19 protein-coding genes and 1 pseudogene are annotated in these 21,713 nt (G+C 33.4%); 17 read left to right on the forward strand and 3 right to left on the reverse strand.

The window, feature by feature from the left end; all coding sequences use genetic code 11:
- Positions 1-21: 21 nt before the first annotated feature.
- On the reverse strand, positions 22-807 hold the full coding sequence (locus ERL59_RS13925) for an ABC transporter permease (protein ID WP_160646833.1): 786 nt from the start codon (positions 805-807) through the stop codon (positions 22-24).
- On the reverse strand, positions 800-1,450 hold the full coding sequence (locus tag ERL59_RS13930) for an ABC transporter ATP-binding protein (protein WP_160646834.1): 651 nt from the start codon (positions 1,448-1,450) through the stop codon (positions 800-802). Before ERL59_RS13930 ends, ERL59_RS13925 begins: the two co-directional genes overlap by 8 nt.
- Before the next feature lie 219 nt (positions 1,451-1,669).
- On the opposite strand from ERL59_RS13930, the gene ERL59_RS13935 reads away from it, so the two are divergent.
- The 7 genes and pseudogenes from ERL59_RS13935 to ERL59_RS13965 all read left to right on the forward strand — a co-directional run bounded on the left by ERL59_RS13935 (position 1,670) and on the right by ERL59_RS13965 (position 7,575).
- Entirely contained in the window at positions 1,670-2,905 is a 1,236-nt protein-coding gene (locus ERL59_RS13935; RefSeq protein WP_160646835.1) for an aminopeptidase, read from the forward strand.
- Between the two features lie 95 nt (positions 2,906-3,000).
- Positions 3,001-4,137, forward strand: coding sequence for a glycerate kinase (locus ERL59_RS13940; protein ID WP_160646836.1), 1,137 nt, complete (start codon positions 3,001-3,003; stop codon positions 4,135-4,137).
- A 105-nt stretch (positions 4,138-4,242) separates the two neighbouring features.
- Positions 4,243-4,604, forward strand: a pseudogene (locus ERL59_RS13945) (VOC family protein).
- Positions 4,605-4,796: 192 nt separating this feature from the next.
- Positions 4,797-5,255 carry a VOC family protein gene (locus tag ERL59_RS13950; RefSeq protein ID WP_160646837.1) on the forward strand — a complete coding sequence of 153 codons (459 nt, stop codon included), beginning with the start codon at positions 4,797-4,799 and terminating at the stop codon, positions 5,253-5,255.
- A gap of 189 nt (positions 5,256-5,444) precedes the next feature.
- Positions 5,445-6,173, forward strand: a complete 729-nt coding sequence (locus ERL59_RS13955) for an SDR family NAD(P)-dependent oxidoreductase (RefSeq protein ID WP_160646838.1) — start codon at positions 5,445-5,447, stop codon at positions 6,171-6,173.
- Positions 6,170-7,210 carry an S-adenosylmethionine:tRNA ribosyltransferase-isomerase gene (locus ERL59_RS13960; protein ID WP_160646839.1) on the forward strand — a complete coding sequence of 347 codons (1,041 nt, stop codon included), beginning with the start codon at positions 6,170-6,172 and terminating at the stop codon, positions 7,208-7,210. The genes ERL59_RS13955 and ERL59_RS13960 overlap by 4 nt, the downstream gene beginning before the upstream one ends.
- A complete protein-coding gene (locus tag ERL59_RS13965; protein ID WP_160646840.1) occupies positions 7,207-7,575 on the forward strand; it encodes a VOC family protein in 369 nt (122 codons plus the stop codon). The genes ERL59_RS13960 and ERL59_RS13965 overlap by 4 nt, the downstream gene beginning before the upstream one ends.
- A 72-nt stretch (positions 7,576-7,647) precedes the next feature.
- Here the strand turns inward: ERL59_RS13965 and ERL59_RS13970 are convergent, their stop codons facing one another.
- Positions 7,648-8,259, reverse strand: a complete 612-nt coding sequence (locus ERL59_RS13970; RefSeq protein ID WP_160646841.1) for a TetR/AcrR family transcriptional regulator — start codon at positions 8,257-8,259, stop codon at positions 7,648-7,650.
- 214 nt (positions 8,260-8,473) lie between these two features.
- Between ERL59_RS13970 and ERL59_RS13975 the strand changes: the two genes are divergently transcribed.
- The 10 genes from ERL59_RS13975 to ERL59_RS14020 all read left to right on the forward strand — a co-directional run bounded on the left by ERL59_RS13975 (position 8,474) and on the right by ERL59_RS14020 (position 21,566).
- On the forward strand, positions 8,474-9,745 hold the full coding sequence (locus ERL59_RS13975; RefSeq protein ID WP_160646842.1) for an MFS transporter: 1,272 nt from the start codon (positions 8,474-8,476) through the stop codon (positions 9,743-9,745).
- A gap of 102 nt (positions 9,746-9,847) precedes the next feature.
- Entirely contained in the window at positions 9,848-11,908 is a 2,061-nt protein-coding gene (locus ERL59_RS13980; RefSeq protein ID WP_160646843.1) for a right-handed parallel beta-helix repeat-containing protein, read from the forward strand.
- Positions 11,909-12,312: 404 nt separating this feature from the next.
- Complete coding sequence (locus ERL59_RS13985; RefSeq protein ID WP_201763572.1) at positions 12,313-13,905, forward strand: glycoside hydrolase family 43 protein; 1,593 nt, start codon at positions 12,313-12,315, stop codon at positions 13,903-13,905.
- A 187-nt stretch (positions 13,906-14,092) separates the two neighbouring features.
- Positions 14,093-14,431 carry a winged helix-turn-helix transcriptional regulator gene (locus ERL59_RS13990; RefSeq protein ID WP_160646844.1) on the forward strand — a complete coding sequence of 113 codons (339 nt, stop codon included), beginning with the start codon at positions 14,093-14,095 and terminating at the stop codon, positions 14,429-14,431.
- 299 nt (positions 14,432-14,730) lie between these two features.
- Positions 14,731-15,948, forward strand: coding sequence for a hypothetical protein (locus ERL59_RS13995; RefSeq protein ID WP_160646845.1), 1,218 nt, complete (start codon positions 14,731-14,733; stop codon positions 15,946-15,948).
- 83 nt (positions 15,949-16,031) lie between these two features.
- Positions 16,032-17,516, forward strand: a complete 1,485-nt coding sequence (locus ERL59_RS14000) for an alkaline phosphatase family protein (protein WP_160646846.1) — start codon at positions 16,032-16,034, stop codon at positions 17,514-17,516.
- Complete coding sequence (locus ERL59_RS14005; protein ID WP_160646847.1) at positions 17,513-18,289, forward strand: glycosyltransferase family 2 protein; 777 nt, start codon at positions 17,513-17,515, stop codon at positions 18,287-18,289. Before ERL59_RS14000 ends, ERL59_RS14005 begins: the two co-directional genes overlap by 4 nt.
- Before the next feature lie 74 nt (positions 18,290-18,363).
- Entirely contained in the window at positions 18,364-19,119 is a 756-nt protein-coding gene (locus ERL59_RS14010; RefSeq protein WP_160646848.1) for a hypothetical protein, read from the forward strand.
- A gap of 22 nt (positions 19,120-19,141) precedes the next feature.
- On the forward strand, positions 19,142-20,089 hold the full coding sequence (locus ERL59_RS14015) for an FTR1 family iron permease (RefSeq protein WP_160646849.1): 948 nt from the start codon (positions 19,142-19,144) through the stop codon (positions 20,087-20,089).
- A gap of 13 nt (positions 20,090-20,102) precedes the next feature.
- Positions 20,103-21,566, forward strand: coding sequence for a hypothetical protein (locus ERL59_RS14020; protein ID WP_160646850.1), 1,464 nt, complete (start codon positions 20,103-20,105; stop codon positions 21,564-21,566).
- Positions 21,567-21,713: the final 147 nt, after the last annotated feature.

A 21,713-nucleotide genomic window follows, 5' to 3' on the forward strand; every position in this document is an offset into this window, starting at 1 on the left:
TTCACTTCTCCTTTTCGGGTATTATGAGGTTCTTTTAAGTTGAGCTTTTTTGTTAAAAAACGTCTTATATCCTAATTGCAATAATAATAAAATTGATAGGGAAACGCTAGCCGTTATTCCAAGTAAAATGACAATTTGATATTTAATTGCAATCAAAGGATCTGCACCAGATAAAATAACCCCTGTCATCATACCAGGTAGAAAAACAATTCCCATACCTACCATACTATTTACTGTAGGCAAGATAGCTGCATCAAACGATTGTCTTACGATAGAACGTGAAGCCTCTTTTGGTGTAGCTCCAAGCATGAGAGATGATTCTATAAATGGTCTCCTGCTGTGCATACCGTCCATTAATGTGGAAATGCCTAATGTAATTCCTGTCATAGAGTTACCAATAATCATTCCAGCAATCGGTATGAAATAACGCGGATCATACCAAGGTGTAAATTGAATCACAATAAAATCAAAATAAATCATACTGAAAGTAGTTCCTATAAATAAAGAAAATGCGATAATTTTTTTGAGGTCAGCTGCAATCGTTGTTTTTACTCTTTTGTATACATTATATACAGCAAAAGACTGCATAAATAAGATGATTAATACCGTGATGAATGGGTTAGGATTTTCAAAAACATAAGTTAAAAGATAACCTACAAGGGCTAGTTGGATACTCATTCTAATCGAGGCAATTAAGATTTCTTTTTCCCTCCGAATGCCCAGCCATTTTACGATTGCAATTAATAATAATATAAATATATAAGAAGTAAACAATTGAACTAAAGTGATATCTTGAATACTATCCATGAGTCACACTCATTTCTTTTTCATTTAATTTTGTGATATCAATGATTTGATCTGAATATTTTTCTGCTACCTTTATGGAGTGGGTGACCATAATAACGGTTTTTTGATTTCTTTTAACAAACTGGAAAAATTGTCCCATAACTTCATCTGTTGTTTCATCATCCAGAGCAGAGGTGGGCTCATCTAATAAATAAACTGGAGGATCCATCAAGATAATTCTTGCAAATGCAAGACGCTGTTTCTCTCCACCAGAAAGTTCTTCTGCATTTTCCTCTAGATTTTTATGTAGATCAAACAATTCTAAGAGCGCCAGCAACTTTTGATCATTTATGGATTCCGTATTTTTTTCACTAAATTTTAAGCCAATAAGTAAGTTTTCTTTTACAGATCCTTCATATATAGATGGTGTTTGTGATAGCATGACAACTTCACGTCGCAATTGAATTGGATTTATAGTACTAATGTCTTTTCCTTCATATTCAATGATTCCACTATCGTAATTATTCAACTGATTTAACAATTTTAATAGGGTGGATTTACCACTCCCACTTTTTCCGATAATACTAGTAATTTTTTGTTTTTCAAAGGTTAAATTCTCTATGTGTAAGATGGGATTTACTTCAATATTTTTAAGATAAAACATGCTCGCCATTCCTTTCAGAATCATAAAGTATACTTTGAATTATATCACTCTTGGTTTTTAAAAAATAATTTATCACATAAAAGGTGTTTAGTTTATTAAAGTGCTTGAATTATACGATTATGTTAATGTAATGATAGGGAAATTATACATGTATTTTTACATAAAATAGGTCCGTTATTCACACCAAATAAATAGTGGGATTGTAAGGAGGATATTTATATGAGTGAATTTGAAAGTAAACTAGATAAATATGCTGAAGCAGTAGTAAAAGTAGGTTTAAATATTCAGAAGGATCAGGACGTTTACATTACTGCACCAGTTTTTGCAACAAATTTTGCACGCAAAGTAGTCAAACATGCTTATTTGGCAGGAGCTAGGCAAGTGTTAGTGGATTATCATGACGATGAATTAGATTTATTAAAATATCAATTAGCATCTGAAGAAGGTTTAAAAGCTTTTCCTACATGGAAAAGTAAAGGTAAGATTGAGATGGCAGATAACAATGCCACCTTTTTAGGTATCCGATCTAAAAATCCAGAATTGCTAAAAGATGTTGATCCTGAACGTCTTGCAATCGTTGATAAGGTGAGTCGTACAGAGAATAGAGAATATTCCCAAAATTATATATCAACAGGTAGAATAAGTTGGACATTGGTTAGTTACCCTTCACCAGAATGGGCAACACTTGTTTTTCCAAAATTAACTGAGGAAGAAGCGGTAGAGAAATTATGGGATACGATGTTTGAAGTTACACGAATTAACAAAGAAAATCCTGTAGAAGGATGGAAAGAACATATGCAAGGTTTAGAGACTAGAGCCGACATATTAAATAAGAAAAAATATAAAAAGCTTCATTATAAAGCAAAGGGTACAGATCTAACGATAGAGTTGCATAAGGACCATAAGTGGATGTGTGCCAAATTCACAAATGCAAAAGGGACAAAATTTGTACCAAATATGCCTACTGAAGAAGTATTTACGATTCCGTTCAAATATGGAGTGAATGGTACAGTAGCCAGTACGAAACCTTTAAATTACAACGGAAGTTTGATCAATCATTTCAGTTTAACTTTTAAAGAAGGTAAAGTTGTAGATTTCAATGCTGATGAGGGATATGATATATTAAAGAACTTATTATCCATAGATGAAGGGGCTAAGTATTTAGGTGAAGTGGCTCTAGTGCCGCACGATTCTCCAATTTCCAATTCAAATTTAGTTTTTTATGACACTTTATACGATGAGAATGCTTCATGTCATATTGCTTTAGGTAATGCACTTCAAACATGTGTGGAAAATGTAAAGGAAAAAAGCAAAGAAGATCTTCAAGCAATGGGTTTTAATGAAAGTTTAACGCATGTTGATTTTATGATTGGTTCAGGAGAGTTAGATATTGACGGTGAAACAGAGGATGGGACAAAAGAAGCCATCTTTCGTGCAGGAAACTGGGTGATTTAATAAAAGATGATCATGAGTATGACTTAGAAGGGGATATTAGTTCTATTCCCTTCTTTTTTGATATCATTAAAAAATGTTTAAAAAGGAAGGTTTCTATGAAAATTGTGATTGTTCCTGATTCTTATAAAGGAAGTTTATCAGCATTTGATGTAGGGAACACAATAAAGGAAGGTCTTGCTTCATCCATGAAAGGTGTAGAATTTGAAGTTATTCCAATGGCTGATGGAGGAGAAGGAACGCTAGACACATTGATTTCTGCTACAAACGGTAAACTGAAGTCTGTTGAAGTAACGGGTGCAATGGGAAAAACTATTACTACTTGTTATGGAATACTAGGAGATGATAAGACAGTAGTGATAGAAATCGCTAAAATCGTTGGACTCCCAATGGTTTCAACAGATCAAAGAAATCCAATGTTAGCTACAACAGCTGGGATTGGTGAGATCATGCTTCATGTTATGTCTCTTGGTTTTCGTCATTTTATCATTGGCCTTGGCGGCAGTGCTACTAATGATGGTGGAATAGGAATGTTAACTGCTTTAGGGGTTACATTTTTGAATCACAAAGGAGAAAGAGTAGTGGAATCTAATGCATCCTCATTGCAAGAAATTCATGAGGCCGATTTTTCTACACTTGATTCACGATTAAAAGAATGTGAGATTAAAATTGCTAGTGATGTTGAAAACCCACTATGTGGTGATTACGGTGCGACCGCTGTATTTGGTCCACAAAAAGGAGCAACAAAGCAACAAGTAAAAGTATTAGATGTTGCCTTGAGTAAATATGCATCACTCATTGAACTACATTTACATGATTCTTTTCAAAACAAACCTGGAGCTGGTGCGGCTGGTGGTTTAGGTTTTGCTTTATTAACTTTAGAAGGTCAAATGTTCTCAGGTGCGAAAATATGTATTGACACTACAGGATTAAGGGAGAAATTAAAGGATGCAGATTTGGTTATAACTGGTGAAGGACAAAGTGATTACCAGACACTTTACGGAAAAGTTCCCATACAAATTGCGAAATTAGCAAAAGCATATCAGGTTGACACTATACTCATATCAGGTGCACTAGGTGAAGGTTATGAGAAGTTACATGAATTTTTTAATAGTTGTCATTCTATTGCTCCAGGACCTATGACATTAGAACATGCAATGAAGTACACTAAACCGAATTTATTTGAAAAAGCCCGTAATATTGGGCAGTTACTGAATTTAGGTTTTATTAAATAAAAATAGAAGATAATAAAGATGTCCATTTTTTACATGATGGGTTTTTACAAATATGCTAGAATATTGTACAAATGATTGAATGAAGTATGAGGAGGATATGATGTAATGATTAAACGCATTGCAACCGTAGCTATTTACGTTGAAGATCAACAAAAAGCGAAACAATTTTGGACTGAAAAGGTAGGGTTTGAAGTTGCTGTTGAATTTCCAATGGGACGAATGCATTCTGGTTAGAAGTAAGACCTAAAGGAGCTCAGTCTCATTTAGTTATTTATCCTAAAACGATGATGCAGGATTGGAATGAAAAGAAGCCATCTATCGTATTTGAATGTGAGGATATCAATGAAACTTACGAAATGTTAAAAGCAAATGGAGTTTCTCTTGCGGGTGAACCTAAAAAGATGGAATGGGGTACATTTGTACAGTTTAATGATGAGGATGGAAATGAGTTTGTATTAAAAGGTTAGAAAATTAATAAGCATAAGATTCAATAACCTCTTTTAGGGGTTATTTTTTTGTAAATAAAACCTTAAGACTTTAGATGTAAAATCATTATAGTCTAAATGAGTATAAGAAGATCAACTTATATACTGATGTTAATGAGGTTAATTAACTTTAAACTAAAAGAATCAAATCAATTTAAGGATGTGTGTTGTTGAATGATTAAAGGACTTTATGAAGCTCATTTACCTGTTAAAGATTTATCTCGTTCAATTGAATTTTATGAAAAATTAGGACTAGAATTAGCCAGTAAAAATGAAAAGGTTGTTTTTTTCTGGATAGAAAAAGGAAAGAGTTGGTTAGGGTTATGGGAGTCTGAAAAAGTAAACACACCTTATCACCCTTCTTTAAGACATATTGCTTTTCAAGTTGATTTAAATGACATAAGACAAGCAAAACACTGGTTATTGGAGAGAGGGATTGAAGTTCGTGAAGAGTTTGGTATTACACCTAAAGAACCCATCGTATTGTTAAACAAACCTCATGCTCATGCAGCGATCTACTTTCATGATCCCGATGGCAACTCACTTGAATTGATTACTCCACTTCAAATTGATGATGCAAAAGTAGATGTAAATAATAAATCCTATTTAAGTGAATGGAAAGAAAAAGAATAAGCAAATAAGGACGCTAAGTAGCGTTCTTATTTTGTGTTTATGCAATGCCTGACAAAATAGCAACTACATCTTTAGTAGGAGAAAACGTTTAGTCCAATAGAGTAGAAGCATTTCAAACCTATTCCCGACGTTTATTTTAATAAATGAAAGTAAACTTAAAGTATAGAAAAACAAAGGAGAGTGTTTGAGATGAAAAATAAAGTAGTTATGATAACCGGAGCATCAAAAGGTTTAGGTAAAGCTTTAGCACTAGCATTTGCCAAACAAGGTGATGATTTAGCGATTTGCGCTAGGGGGCAGGAAGCATTGAATGCGATCCACAATGAACTAAAACAGTATAATATCCAAGTATTGGCGGTAAAAGCAGATGCTTCTAATTCACGAGATGTAGAACGTTTTGTAGCTTTAACAGAGGATGTGTTTGGACATATTGATGTACTAATAAATAATGCTTCTATTTTAGGTCCTAGTCCAATGCCATATTTATTGGATTACCCTGAAGAGGATTTTGAACAAGTATTAAAAGTAAATACAGTTGGTCCTTTTCTAGTTACACGTAGAGTCATTGCCGATATGATGCAACGAAAACAAGGTTCTATCATTAATGTTACTTCTGAAGCGGGTAATGTGGGATATGCTGGCTGGGGAGCTTATGGTATTTCTAAATTTGCAATAGAAGGATTAACAGAAACTTGGGCTGATGAAGTCGATGGTAATGGAGTTAGAGTGAATATGGTTGATCCAGGGGAAATGGATACAGAGATGCACGCTTTAGCAGTACCAAATACAGATTATGAATTAGCAGATCCAAATGATCTAACGGATGTATTTATTTACCTAGCTTCAGATGAATCAAATCACATCAATGGGAAAAGGTTTAGTGCACAAGAGTTTGTGAGAGGAGGTGAATCATTATGAATGCAGTAGCAATGAAATTTAAAATTCCAGAGCAGTTGAATGCAGCTAAACCTCCTGAACGGAGAGGGATTCGTAGAGATTTCGTACGAATGATGGTTTTAAATCGAGGTAATGGAGAAGTAGAACATGCTACATTTTATGATTTAGATCAATATTTGAAAAAGGGAGATATTCTCATTTTAAACAATAGTAGAACAGTGCCTGCAATATTATATGCTGAGCAGATAAGGAACAACAAAACGATAAATCCCAAAGTAGAAATTAGGCTAGCACATCGGAAAACAGAGAAAAGTTGGGAAGTTTTAATTGTTTCAGATCATGTGAAAGATGGCGATCAATTGAGATTTTCAACTAAACTAGGTGCAACAATCAGCATAATTGCTAATAGAGAACCATTTTATAAGTTGCATTTTTCATTAACAGGTACACAATTATACAATGAGATTTATTCATTGGGAGAACCCGTTCGTTATGAGTACATTCAGGGGGAATGGGACTTGAATTATTATCAAACTGTATATGCATCCGTGCCAGGTTCTGTTGAAATGCCTTCTGCTGGTCGAGCTTTTAGCTGGGAGTTGTTATTAAAATTACAACGTAAAGGAGTTCATATAGCCTTCTTACAACTTCATACAGGTTTAAGCTACTTGTTAGACGATAAATATCACCAAGAGCCATCTGAAAATACGGAAAGTTATCAAATCCCACAAGAAACAGTTGAACTCATTCAAAGGTCAAAGCAAAATGGAGGAAAAGTAATTGCAGTAGGTACAACTGTAGTTAGAGCACTAGAAACGGCAGTGAATGAGCAAGGGAATTTGATCGAAAAATCAGGGTGGACGAATTTATACATTACGAAGAACTACCCACTTAAAGTTGTTGATGGATTAATTACAGGATTGCATGAACCAGAAGCGAGTCACCTGCAGCTATTATCAGCATTTATTAACGAGGAAGATCTAATGGAGGCATATCATCAAGCTATTAAAGAGTCCTACTTGTGGCATGAGTTTGGCGATATGAATTTAATTCTATGAACAATATCCAAAGTGTTCACCATGTTGCGATCGAAGTAAGTGACTTAAGTCGTTCTATCGAATTTTACAAGTCTATAGGTTTTACAATAGAGCAGTCATTAGATTTTCAAGGTGAGGAAATGATGTTTTTAGTAAATGGGCATTTTCGGTTGGAGCTTTATGAAGTTAAAGGTGTACGTTATAAAAGAAATGATGATAAGCAGATGCACTTAGCTTTTGAAGTGGAAAGTTGGAAGGAATTGTTGAACTGGATCGATGCTGTAAAATTAGAAATTACAGAGGGTCCCTTTATGTTGGAAAATGGGTGGAGGACAATATTTGTGAAAGGGTACGATGGTGAAATACTTGAATTTATGCAATGTTAAAAAGAAGATTAGAATCAAACAAAAAGGTAGATAGTCCAACATATGTTTGATTCTTTTTGCATTCTAAAAATACTATGAAGAATTAGTTTTGGGATGAAATAAATGAATTCCCTGTCTAATAAGATTTTCCCAGAAAGGATGATCTGGGGGATCAAACACGGATATAGCTAACCCATTTAAGTAGGAGAAGTAAGAGGCGAATATAGCTTCAGGGTTCTTCTCATCTAATTCTCCTAATTTTTGACCCTCAATAATAATAGGCATTACGGCATCTCTTGTTTCATTATAAAAGGTGAAGAGCTCTTCCATTAGTTCAGGGAAACTATTTTGACGCCCTAAAACATAATGTACTAATGCAAATTTTTGTTTGTTATATGTAAATCCCTTAACTTGATATCTTATCATTTCGCTTATCCGCTTAAGTGGAGATCCATTAATTTCATGAATAAAGAAATAAGATTTTCTAAGTTCATTTATAGGAATAAGGACAGCTTCTTTAAACAAATTATCCTTATTTTCAAAATAATAATTAATCATTCCAAAACTAACGCCTGAAGCTTGGGCGATTTTTGAAATGGTAGTGTTGTGATACCCGTCATTAGAAAACAACGCTATGGCAGTCGTTAATATTTTTTCTTTTTTTTCTTCCCGCAATTTGTCGTTAACACCTTTAGGTCGTGGCATGAGATTCCTCCTAAAATTATCCCTTAATTAAACTTCCTTTGCTGTTATAAGAGTAGGAAAGCATAACTTCATTATCAAGTCCAATATAGCGTTCTAACAAATATTTGTAAAGTTTATAGTCACAATCGAGAAATAAAGCTTTACACAATAGAAATTATGGTGATATAATTTGATTGATTAATCAATCAAATTAATTGATAATGAGGTGTTCTTGTTGAATGAGTCCATCATAACTCCATTAAAAAATAAAAACTTTCGCAACTTGTTTATTTCACAAGTCATATCAGATATAGGGACATGGTTTGATATGACTGCAATCATTGTGCTTCTTGCCTATCATTGGAATTTAGGGGCTGTATCAATAGCGGTATATACTGTTTCTATCGGTTTGCCTTGGGTCATATTCGGTCCGTTTGCAGGTGTATGGGTGGATAAACTTCCTAAAAAAACGGTTATGATTTTAAGTGATGTGTTTAGGGGAATTTTGGTTTTATTTTTGTTAATTGCCCCGAATCTATATTTTGTTGTTTTGATTATGGTATGTAAAGGCCTGTTTAGTGCATTGTTTGAACCTGCAAAACAGACTTCAATTAAGTTATTGCTTTCAGAAGACCAATTATTAAATGCAAATTCACTTAGTCAGCTTTCATTTCAAAGTTCAAGGATCATTGGACCTGCTTTGGGTAGTTTATTGTTGGTTTTTTCAACGCCACAAACTGCTTTTATTATCGATGGATTTTCTTTTTTTATTTCAGCAATTATTCTTTTCATGATCCCTCTTAATCAATATGAAAAGTATCTTTCTACTACGCATGTAAATGAGACGGGTCAAAAGAAACTTGCAACAAAAATGAAAGATTTTTCTAGAGATTTTAAAGAAGGAATTCAGCATATCTTTTCAAATAGAATACTAATTATACTTATTTTATATATAACAGGAGTAAATTTTGTTATCTTCTTGTTTGAAAGTCTATCGGTATTGTTAGCGAAACAAATGGAGTTTAGTGAGGAATCAATAGGTATTTTTGTAAGCGTGTCAGGAATAGGGGCTGTTGCAGGAGCCATTATTACCAGTAGACTAGGGGTAAAGATTAATAAATTCTCTTTGATGATCTATTCTTCTCTGTTTCTATCTTTTATTTTGGGTATGGTAGGTTTTGGTGGGTTTGGTGTATTGCCTCCTAATCTTTTATTATGGCTTATAGTGTGGTTTCTATTGGGATTGTTTTTAGCTATTATATCTGTTTGTTATAGTACTTTGCTTCAAATAAACACACCTACTGATCTAATGGGCAGAGTATCAAGCACTGCGAATGCATTTGGAACAATTGCACTGGTGGTTGCACCATTATTGGGTTCGTTCCTTGCTCAATGGATTCAAATTGGAGGAGTATTTTTATTATCTGGTTTGATCATGCTGACGATATGTTTAGCCTCTTTTATTTACTTAAAACAAAACAAAGTTCATGAATTGAATCATAGTTAGAACTTTTTGTCTTTTTGGAATGAACTCCACTTCCGTCCAATCAATATAACTGTTCCTTGAATAAAATGGAGCAAAGATAAATATTGAAAGGAGTTTGTTGTTATGGTAATCAACGTACCTGAAGAAGAACCTACAATCAATGCTGCCTTGGTAGCAGCTTCTCAAGGTGACACCATCAGAGTCGCCGCTATCACTTGTAATGAATCTATAGTCATAAGTGGAGCAAATTTAAACCGAATACGAATTGTAGGGGCAGGGATTGGGAAAACGATCATTGATGGAACAGGTCTTCCAGATGGTTCTATCGGTATAAATATTTTGGACTCTAATTTCGTCACGATTGAAAATCTATCTGTTCGATGCTTCAGCGGAACTGGTATTCAGATTGAATCAAATGAAAACATTATTCATAAAGTTGAGGTAACAAAAAATGGGGAGGATGGTGTTTTCATTGATTCAAATGGATCTAGAAATATGATCATGTCATCAGTAATAAATGGAAACACATTTAATGGTATCTTGATTATGAATGGATCGATAAGTAATTATGTAGTGTCTAACTGTGTTTCAAGTAATCTAATTGAAGGGATACGTATAGTTGGTGATAATAATTTAGTTCTAAAAAATTTCATTAAAGGAAACTTAGAGGAGGGTATAACAACAAGAGCAGCAAACAATTTAATTATTAATAATTTGATTTTAAATAATCTTTCTGGATTACAGAACAATGCGAATGATTTTGTTTTTGCAAATAAAATATTTAAGAATATAAATGATGGGATAGAAAACTGCAGTGTTATGAATTTATATTGGGCAAATGATATAAGATGTAATGGTGACATGGGGATACGACTTAGAGGTGGAGCACAACATAGAGTCATAAATAATACGATCATTAACAGTGGAAATATAGGGATTGAAATTGTAGAGGGTATCAATGACAACTTGATCGATAATAACTGTATCAAAAATAATGTGAATCAAGGCATACAAATTAACCCTAATTCTAACGATAACGTCATCCGATCCAACAAATTAGCTGGTAATGCACCAGATATAGCTAATGAAGGGATGGGAACATTATTTGATGATAACCGCTGTACAACAAGTGATCCTCCTGGTTTGTGTAATGAAGATAACGAGATCTTCGTAAAAGAGGGTCAGAATATTCAAACTGCGATAGACAATGTTCCTAGTGAAGGTTTTACAATACGAGTAGGAAAAGGAACCTTTAATGAGGCACTGACAATCAATAACACAGATGGAAATCGAGATAAAATTCGAATCATTGGTGCGGGTAGAGGTAAAACGATTATTGATGGGACGGATCTACCTGGGGTTACTGGAATTGACATCGAGGCCAGGTTCATAACAATCGAAAATCTGACTGTTCAAAACTTCGAAAATCGTGGAATTGCAATTGATGCAGATGATAATATATTATCATGTGTGCAAGTAATTGATAATCAATTCAGTGGTATTGAGATCAGTTTTGATTCAGAAAGAAATATGCTTATCAATTGTGAATCTAGAAAGAATACAGGCGATGGAATTGTTACTAACGGGAATAACAATTATGTCATTAGTAGTAAATCTAATAAAAATGGTGGTAATGGTATACGTTTAAGAGGTAACTTTAACTTAGCACTTAATAATTTCTGTGAAGCAAATAATAATGATGGAATAGATTCTAGTAATGATTGTTTTATTATTGGTAATTTTGCACTGAATAGTGAATTTTCTGATGGTTTTTTTACAGACAATAATAATTTAATTTTATGGAATAAAACAATTGGCAATCCTGGTGAGGGAATATCTACATTAAGCAATAATTTAATTTGGGGAAATGTGATATGTAATAATGGGGTTATTGGTATGTTCGTTATATCTTCTAACAGAATCAGAAACAATACCTTAAAGAAGAATGCTGGGGTTGGTGTATTCAGTAGTGGGGGGGATGTGCGCAACATTATTGACAACAATACTATAGTAAATCATCCAGAAGCAGGGATTTTGTTATTTATGAATAGTCAAGGTAATGCTGTTCGTTCTAACTGTTTAAAAGGAAATAATCCGGATATAGAGGATAACGGAATGAATAATGTCATTGACGAAAATATTTGTCAAACGAGCAATCAACCCGGGGTATGTGAAGATAGTTGATTATAAAAAATCAGATAAATATAAAGAGTCTTTCAAAGCGTAATTTTTCTAGAAAGGCTTTTTTAAATATGCACTCTTAAAGTATTCAACTACATAATAGAGATACTCGCATAGCAGTTTTCTGTTTTAAAGAATTTATCTGTCTTCATTTTAAAGGCTGTCCAATCGGTGAGTTTTCTTTAAATTTGGCTGAATAAATATTCTACTTTAGTGATTCATATGGTTATAGTTTTAAACTTGGAATCTTTCTATAAAATCAAGTATATTCTTATCTATTAATAATGATTATACATGATTGTTTATGGTATAATTGTATTGTTTTTTATGAACTGATATAAAGCTACATACACTATAATATAGTAGTGTTTAAGCCTTTTTTTAATTGCTAGCTAAGGAGGGTAAATATGGAAAAAATGATAAAAAATCCGATTTTAAAAGGTTTCAATCCAGATCCATCAATTGTTAGAGTCGGAGATGATTATTATGTAGCAACTTCAACTTTTGAGTGGTTCCCAGGAGTACAGATCCATCACTCAAAGGATTTAATCAATTGGAGATTGTTAACACGCCCCTTAGACAGACTTTCTTTATTAGATATGGCAGGAAATCCAAATTCAGGTGGTGTATGGGCTCCTTGTTTAAGTTATGATGGGGATTTATTTTATTTAGTATATACGGATGTAAAAAGCTGGCATATTACTTCAAATGTAACAAAAGATACGCATAATTATGTCACAACAGCAAAGAACATCATGGGTCCGTGGTCAGAACCAATCTTTTTAAATAGCAGTGGATTTGACCCTTCTTTGTTTCACGATGATGACGGAAAAAAGTGGTTAGTAAATATGCAAAATGACTTCCGTAAAGGAAAAAATCCGTTTGCAGGCATATTACTTCAAGAGTTTTCACTTGAAGAAAAAAAATTAGTAGGACCTGTGAAAAATATTTTTAAAGGTACAGAATTAGGAGTAACTGAAGCTCCTCATTTATATAAAAGAAATGGCTTTTATTATTTAATGACAGCAGAGGGGGGAACATCTTGGGATCATGCGGTGTCCATGGCAAGATCAAAGGAAATTTGGGGACCTTACGAAGTGGATCCACAAAACCCGATGCTAACATCAGCCAAAAACTCAGAATTACAACTCCAAAAAGCAGGACATGCCTCCTTAGTTGAAACACAAAATGGAGAGTATTACATTACACATTTATGTGGTCGTCCGTTAAGACCGGAAATGAAATGTAATTTAGGAAGAGAGACAAGTATTCAAAAAGTGAATTGGACAGAGGATGGCTGGCTTCGTCTTGAAGGAGGGGGAAATGAGCCTAGATTAGAAGTACCTGCGCCAAATTTACCAGAGTTTAAATTTAAAAGAGTACGTTGTAGAAATGATTTTGAGAATACTGAATTGAATATCCATTTAAACACATTACGAATACCTCCTGATGAGAGCTGGTTGTCACTTAAGGAAAGACCAGGTTATATGAGATTAAGAGGACAAGAATCATTAAGCTCACTTCATAGACAAAGTATAGTTGCCAGAAGACAACAAGCATTTCGCTGTGAAGCTGAGACCTGTATAGAATTTGAACCTGATACCTTTCAACAAATGGCAGGACTGGTTTGTTATTATGATACAAATGACTATATTTATCTACGTATAAGTTTTGATGAAGAATTAGGAAAAACACTAACCATCCATCATATGGAAAGTGGAGAGATAGATGAACCATTAGATGAAGAGATTCAAATTGAGGGATGGGTAAAAGTTTATTTAAGAGTAAATATATTCAACCAATCTATAGAATTTTCTTATTCTGAGGATGGGGTAAACTGGTATAAAATTGATAAAGTGTTTGAAGCAGGGCAACTTTCTGATGAACATAATAAATTAGGTTTTACAGGTTCTTTTATAGGTATTTGTGTTCAAGACCTAAGTGGAATGAAAAAACATGCAGACTTTGACTATTTTACGTATTTTGAATTAGATGAATAAAACATTCAAATAACCATATACTCTGATGAATCTTAGAAAATCACCAATTGGTGATTTTCTATTTATTTGCTTCTTAATTTCCATAAATGGTCGTGTGATACTCACATCATTTAGTTGGATACATTCACTAGATGATAAAAAGTAAGTAAAGTGGTATACTGATAATATTAATGTGGAGGTGAATAGGATGAGTAAACAATCACATCAAGAAGATTTATGTCCTAAATTAACATCAGCAATGCAGTTATTTGGTAAACGCTGGGTAGGGTTGATCATTTATACGTTGTTAACTGGACCCAAACGTTTTAGAGATATCGAGAAATCACTTCCAATTAGTGGGAAGTTATTAGCTGAAAGACTAAGAGAGTTAGAAAAATATAAATTGGTAATCCGTCATGTATATCCAGAAGTGCCTGTAAGAATAGAGTATGAATTAACTGAAAATGGAAAAGCAATGCAGCCTATCATTGAAGCTATACAAGAGTGGGCTGAATCATTACCTCTAGAAGATATATGTCAAGATTAAGGTTAAGTTTAATCCCTTAATCTTGACGGTAGGGGTTTGTTTTAGATTGTTCTCTTCAATTTATATCCTACACTCGTTACGTTGTTGAATACATATGTAAAATATCCTCAGTATAATTGTTTTTCTCCAAAGTTTCTTTTCTTGTTTCAAATTTTCATAAACTAATTCATTATTTTTCATGGAATATTCACGTATTGTTTAAAATTAATTATACTTTTTCGTTGACATTGAGAATCATTATCGATATAATCTCAATGTGAATGAAAATCATTATCAATTAGGGGAGAGAATAAATAAACATGAACAAGAAACTAACAACTGCTTTATCCACAATGTTAATCGCTAGTGTAATTTTATCAGCTTGTGGTACAGAAGCACCAGAAGATGTAGAGGATACAAAAGAACAACAAGAACAAACAGAAGACTCTCAAAATACTGAAACAGATGAGAATGAATCTGAGGGTGAAGAGCAAGTATCCATTGATAATACAGTTACTTATAAAGAAGTTGATACTTATAAACAAATGATGGATGAGCTTTCAAAAGCCAAAGAAGGAGAAATTACAGATTGGAATCTAGTAAACACTCTTTATATCGAAGGGTTAAAAGATACAGTAGTAGAAGCAGATGATAGTTTAGATGTTGCAATTTCAGCAGCTATTGAAGCTGGTACCAGTGAGCAGTTAGATGCTGTTGTTGCTCTTCAAGTGATTGATAAAACAACTCAATCTTATTTTTATAAAAAACAAAAAAATCTTCAATCTGATCTTGTAGCAGAATTAGAAGCTGGTAATCAAGTAAAAGCAGAGACAGCTTTTCAAGAGCTTAATCATTTAGCAGAACAAGTTTTAATTCCAACAGCTGCTAAGCGAGATTCTTACTACAGTGTTGATATGCAATCTCAAATTGAAAATGGATTAAACCTTCAAGAAAAGGCATTGGCGGAAGGAAACATAGATGATTTAAAAGTATATAAACAGATGACAGATAAATCTGTATACCGCAGTTATTATTTAGGAGCAAATTCATATGCAGAAAAAATAGAAGCAGCAGTGCAAGAGGGTGAAACAGATAAAGTAAAATTGCAGATAAAACAAGCTGAAGCATGGGGATTCTATCAAGCGATTAAAGGTTCACTATCTGGTGGAGATGAACAAGCGGCGGCTAGTCTTGAAAAGATCTTCAATTTAGGTGAAACAGATCCTGAATCCATTAATGCTGATAAAGTAGCAGATTTATTTGTTAGAGCATTTGTAGGAAAGATTGCGGGATATCATGAGAAAGTCCCAGCCGCTTTAACTGAAGGGAATGTAACAGAAGCACGTGTTGAAGCGATGGAAGCAAATATTTTTATGAAGGCAATTGAGTTAGAAATTATTGAGCGTCTCGGTGAAGAACAAGCAGCTGAACTTATGACTAAAGGTACAGCATGGTTTGATGCAGTAAGTAAGGAAGATCAAGAAACAGCAGATTCAATCAGTGGTGAAATGGTTGAAGCATTGAATCAATTATTTTAAAATATAGTTGACTAAGAAAAGATGTTGTTCATTACGGGGTCTATACTCTTTTTGAGCAACATCTTCATTTTGTGAGGTGTTTCATGAAAAAAGCTTCATGGTTTGAAATTATTGCTGCGAGATGCTGGAATTTATTAAATGAAGGTAAGCCATTTACTCCAATTTTTGTTGTAGGCGTATTTTATTTATATCATATCAGTTTATGGGGAGAACTTTCATTTTGGAAGAATACTATCCTTGGGTTGTTTTTGATACTCCCTTTATTTATCATATACTATCATTATGACTTTCCTCTATACTTGAGGAATTATTTGTGGATTCCCCTTATTGCTTATTTAATTATATTTAGTGAAACAGAACTTTTCTTAGTATTAATGGCAATTGGATTGTATTTTTTCTTTACCGTATTTTTTTGGGGAACATTTTATTATCATTTGAGAATTGGGACTTCATGGTTAAACTTCACAAGATTTTGGAAGTTAGTTTTAAAAAATAGTGATTCCACTAGTGGGAATGCACAAGAGCAGTTACCGAAGTTTATATTGTTATTATCCATATGGCAGTTTGCTTTTCAGTCTATGTACCATCAAGGGGTAGGGTTTTATGAGCTCCCTTGGTTTACAATATTATCTTTTTGTTTTGGTGTTTTTATTTTTAGCTGGATACTTCATCGATATATTTTTGACTGGAAACCAAAAGAGAATGAAGAGTTGACAATAGAAAAATCGTCTAACCCTGTAGGCAATCCAATTACAGATAAAGTCATCGTTATTGTTATAGATGGGATGCGAAAAGATAAATTTAAGGAAGCAAACACTCCTTTTTTGGATGACATGCGTTTAAAAGGAACAGAATATACACATATGGAAACCGTATATCCAGCCCGTACTGTAGTATGTTTTTCTTCTATGTTTACAGGAACTTATCCTAAAGAACACGGAATTACCTCTAATATGGTCTGGAAACTTGGACTTAAGGTAGAAAGTATCTTTGACAGTTTAAGAAAGGTTGGCAAAAAAGGCCGTCTGTTAGGTATTGCTCACTTAATTGATAGTTTTGGTAAAGACGTTGAATCTGTCACTGCGGTAATGAACAATGATGTAGCAGATTTAAATATTATGCAAAGAGCAAAACATATCATGAGTGAACAGGACCCTGATTTCCTCGTAGTACAGTTCATTGGAACAGATCAAACAGGACACAGCAGAGGTGTTCATTATCCTGATTATATCCAGAAAATTGAAGAAGTTGATTCCTTGATTGAACAATTTGTTACGTGGTTGGATGAGCAAGGTAAAAAACAGGATACAACATTTATTATTTGTGCAGATCATGGACAAGCAGATGGCATAGGAGGCCATGGTCATTTAGATGAAGGTGAGCGTTATGTTCCATTTTTTATTTACGGTCCACAAGTTCATCAAGGGAAGAGAGTGGAAGAAAAAAATAGTTTAATTTCAGTTGCTCCAACAGTAGCGACTTTATTGGGTTCTCCTTATCCTAGTCATAGCAGAGGTCGAGTTTTGAAAGAGGCATTAAATATAGATGGAGAGGAAAACAAAAATTGAAAAAACATGTTGTTGTATTTATCCCAGCATATAATGAAGAAAAATCTATTGGTGAAGTGATTTCACGTATTCCACGTGATGCTGATTCTCAATTGTTTATACAAGTGCTTGTCATTAATGATGGGTCTAAAGATAATACTGTCAAAGAATCAAAAAAAGCTGGGGCAGATTTTATTTATTCTTTTACAGAAAACAAAGGATTAGGTGCTGCTGTACGCCAAGGGCTAAAAGAGAGCTATAAACTTGGTGCAGACATTGCTGTCATGATTGATGCCGACTGTGAATATCCACCTGAACAAATCCCAGAACTTATTCTGCCTATACTGCAAAATAAAGCAGATTACGTAATGGGCTCACGATTTTTAGGGAAAATGAAAGGGATGAAACTTCATCGACGTTTGGGTAATTATGTGTTCACATTTATTCAATGTGTTTTATTGAAAAGATGGATTTATGATGGACAATCTGGAATGAGAGCATTCTCAAAAGAAGTCATGGAACATGCTGAAATTATTCATGATTATAATTATGCACAAGTGTTAACATTAAATATTGTTCGTAAAGGATTTCGAATGAGAGAGATCCCTATTCATTATCAAGTAAGAACACAAGGTCAATCTTTTATTAAATTCAAAGAATATCTTCCTAATGTGATTATGGCTATTATAAAGGAAATGCTACGTCCAGTAAGGAAAATTCGTACCAACTCCAGTTTAATTCATAGTGAAAACTTACGTAAAGAAACAAAATTCAAATCATCTTCACAATTATAGTGAAGATTTTATTGACATTAACAATGATAATCGTTATCATTTAGAGTGTAATAACTGATTAAGGGAGACAATACATGAAACAAATCATCTTGATTATTGCATCATTCTTCGTGATTTTGGGTTCTTTTCAACAAGTAACGTATGCTTATACTTATGGAGATCCGAATGAAGAACTCATAGCTGAGGTTTATAAAGCAATGGATGCTCGGTTAAATGAAAATCCTCCGAACTATGTTGAAGCTGAAACCATATACTTAACAGTGAGAGAGGATATTGAATTACATATGGGCATTGATCCATCAAAAGCTGTGATAGATGCATTAGAGGCTGAGAATAAAGAAGAAGTAATGACTGCCGTGAGGAATATACTCGTATTAAATATTGCAAGGCGTTTACAATATATAGAACAGGATTTTACAGATTATACGACAACAAAGTTATTGTTAGCAAAAGGACTTGCAACATACGATGCTTTATCACCTATCATCATTGAAAAAGATAAACAATTGGATAAGCAAGTAAGAGAGGAATTTAATCTAGCATTAGATTCATTAGGAAATCCAGGATTGTTTGGAGTAGGTGAAAAAGAATCTGATATTGATGTATTTATTAAAAGTAAAGAAAAAATTATTGAAACATTATCTGAACAATTTAATATTGAGAATGTTGAAGTTGGACACTTTGTCCCAGAAGAGGGGCAAATTAGTGAAGAACCTAAATTTGTAAATTTAAATGATATTAAAAATTGGATACCATTAGTGTTAATTCTTGTTGTTATTATTATTATCGTTGTTTATGCATTAAAAAGAAAAAAAGAAACATCAAGGTAAAAGATAATTGGGAGGAATCATCATGGAGCTGCAAGCACTACTAATTACATTTAGAGAAACTTTAGAGGCTTTATTGATCTTAGGTATCATTATTACTTTTCTTAAAAGAATGAACCATCCTGAATACACAAAGTATGTGTGGTTAGGAGCAAGTCTGGCCTTGCTTGCTAGTTTAGGTGTAGCCTTTGTTTTTCAAGTAGTGTTAACAAGCTTTTCCATGATGGCTAGTCAAATTTATCTTAAAATTTCAATTATGCTCATTTCGTCCATGTTATTAACACATATGGTTTTCTGGATGGCAAAAAACAGTCGTGATATGAAAGGAAAACTTGAAGGTAAGTTAAAAGCTTACATCACAGCAGGAAGTGTCATTGGAATGGTCATACATTCCTTCCTGGTTATTTTAAGAGAAGGTGTAGAAACAGTATTTTTCTTTGCAGCTATTACTGGTGGGAACATTCAATTAGCATTACAAAGTTGGGGAGCACTTGCAGGTATTATTATTGCATCAGCAGTAAGTTATTTCTTCTTTAAAGGTACAATGCGTATTTCTTTAAAAACCTTCTTTAGAATTACAGGCGCAATGATTATTGTGATTGCAGCCGGACTACTCGTACAGGGTGTCGGAATGATGCAGGATGTTGGAATTATCGGAAGTGTGATGCCTCAAGTGTATGATGTCACTTGGTTATTACCTGAACATCCGACAGATTACACTCAATATTTAAGAGATACAGGTACAGCCCCTCTTATCTCTGGTGATGTGGGAATTTTCTTTACAGCATTATTAGGGTATGCAGCGACACCATCTCTTGAAGAGATATTAGTTTATTTTGGTTATTTTGCTGGAATCTTCTTATTGTTGTGGACTAGAAATCAATCTTCACAAAAGAAGCAAGTAGATAACAAAAAATCACAGGTAGTTGAGGATGCTAAAGTGGTTCATAGCAAAAAAGTTGTAAACGTATAGGAAATGATACATGATGAATCAAATTAAAAATAAATATAAATGGGCGAGTAGCATGTTTCTTATTTTAATCTTCGTTGGAATGTTCACATGGAGATTCATGCATATCTCGTCCTTTGCTCGTTCATGGGATATCGTTGATTTTGCACTTGCCTTAAACCGTTTCGATTTATTAGCAATGCAGCCACATTTTCCTGGCTATCCATATTTTATTTTAGCTGGAACTGTTGTAAATCAATGGATTAGTGACCCCGTCCAGTCTTTAGTTATTTTAAATGTATGGATGACTTTACTTTCAGCGATCCCTATATATTTATTGGCTAGAAGAACTTTAACCAGGCAAAAAAGTCTTGTTGCTGTTCTTTTTGTGCTTTCATTTAGTTATATCACATTAATTAGTGTAGAACCTATGTCTGAAGGAGCTGCAATAGCAGTACTATGGTGGTATGTATGGAGCATAAATTATTCTTTATCTAATAAAGGTTTTTTGATTTCTTTAGTACCTTTATTTTTCTTTAGTATATTAATGGGTATTCGTTTATCTTATTTAGCATTTGGTATAGGTATTGTACTACTTTGGTGGGTAAAATTTAAAAGGCAAGATTACACGTTGATATCGGTTGCTCTCCAGCTTCTCTTTTTTGTATTATTTCAAAGTATATGGGTGATAGGTTTAGTTGTTTCTGAGGGAAGTTTAAGGGGGTTTATTGAATTAGCACTTTCTTTTACAACAGGTCATTTTTCGGATTGGGGTGGAACTTACGATCCAACAAATGATTCGTTAGTTGTTAAAGTTTTTCAATTCCTATTTTACAATTTGTATTGGACTGGATTTAGTGGACATTCCATCATTTTAGCATTTTTTATGATTGTTTTAGTAACTTCATTTGTAATTCTTCTTTTGCAAAGAAAAAATAAAAAGTTAAGTGAATATTCTACCATTTTAATCGTCATACTGGTGAGTTATTTAGGTTGGGCATTATTTGCTCAAAACTTAGACAAGCCTAGACATATCTCACCTTTAGTGGGTCCTATGGCTTTAATAATGATTCAGTTCCTATTGCATAATCTAAAATCCAAATTCATTCTTATATTTATTTTCATTTTTATGGCAGCTCAACTCATCCATGGCGCTTATATAAGCAAAAACTATGCCCAGGATACTCCTGCCGTTTATCAGCTGAGTGAGTATTTATCTAAACAAGATAATGATTTTATTGTATACACTTGGGAAGAAACAAGAGTGTTTCAATATTTAAATGTGAGTTATGCTCATCAACGTGTGTTCACCTATGATTATTTTTTACAAGAAATAAAGAGAATTCCTAATAAACAAATTTTGATGACAGACAAAGTATTAGAAGGGTTTGAAAAACAGGTAGGAGATTTAAGCAAGCATGTTACTCTCATCAAAATATTTAACTCAGATCCATTGTTTGATCCTGTGTATCATGAAATCACTTTATATAAGTGGAAATAAACTAGATTCCATATTAAGTGAATTACATTTAATGGATGGTTTAAACAAGTAATATATAATTTCTTTAAATCAGTCACATCATACTGAATAAAGGTATGATGTTTTTATTTATTTTTAGATTTAAAAAAAATAAAAAAAATAGTGCAG

It is taken from the genome of Chengkuizengella marina, assembly GCF_009910845.1.
Lineage (GTDB): Bacteria > Bacillota > Bacilli > Paenibacillales > KCTC-33759 > Chengkuizengella > Chengkuizengella marina.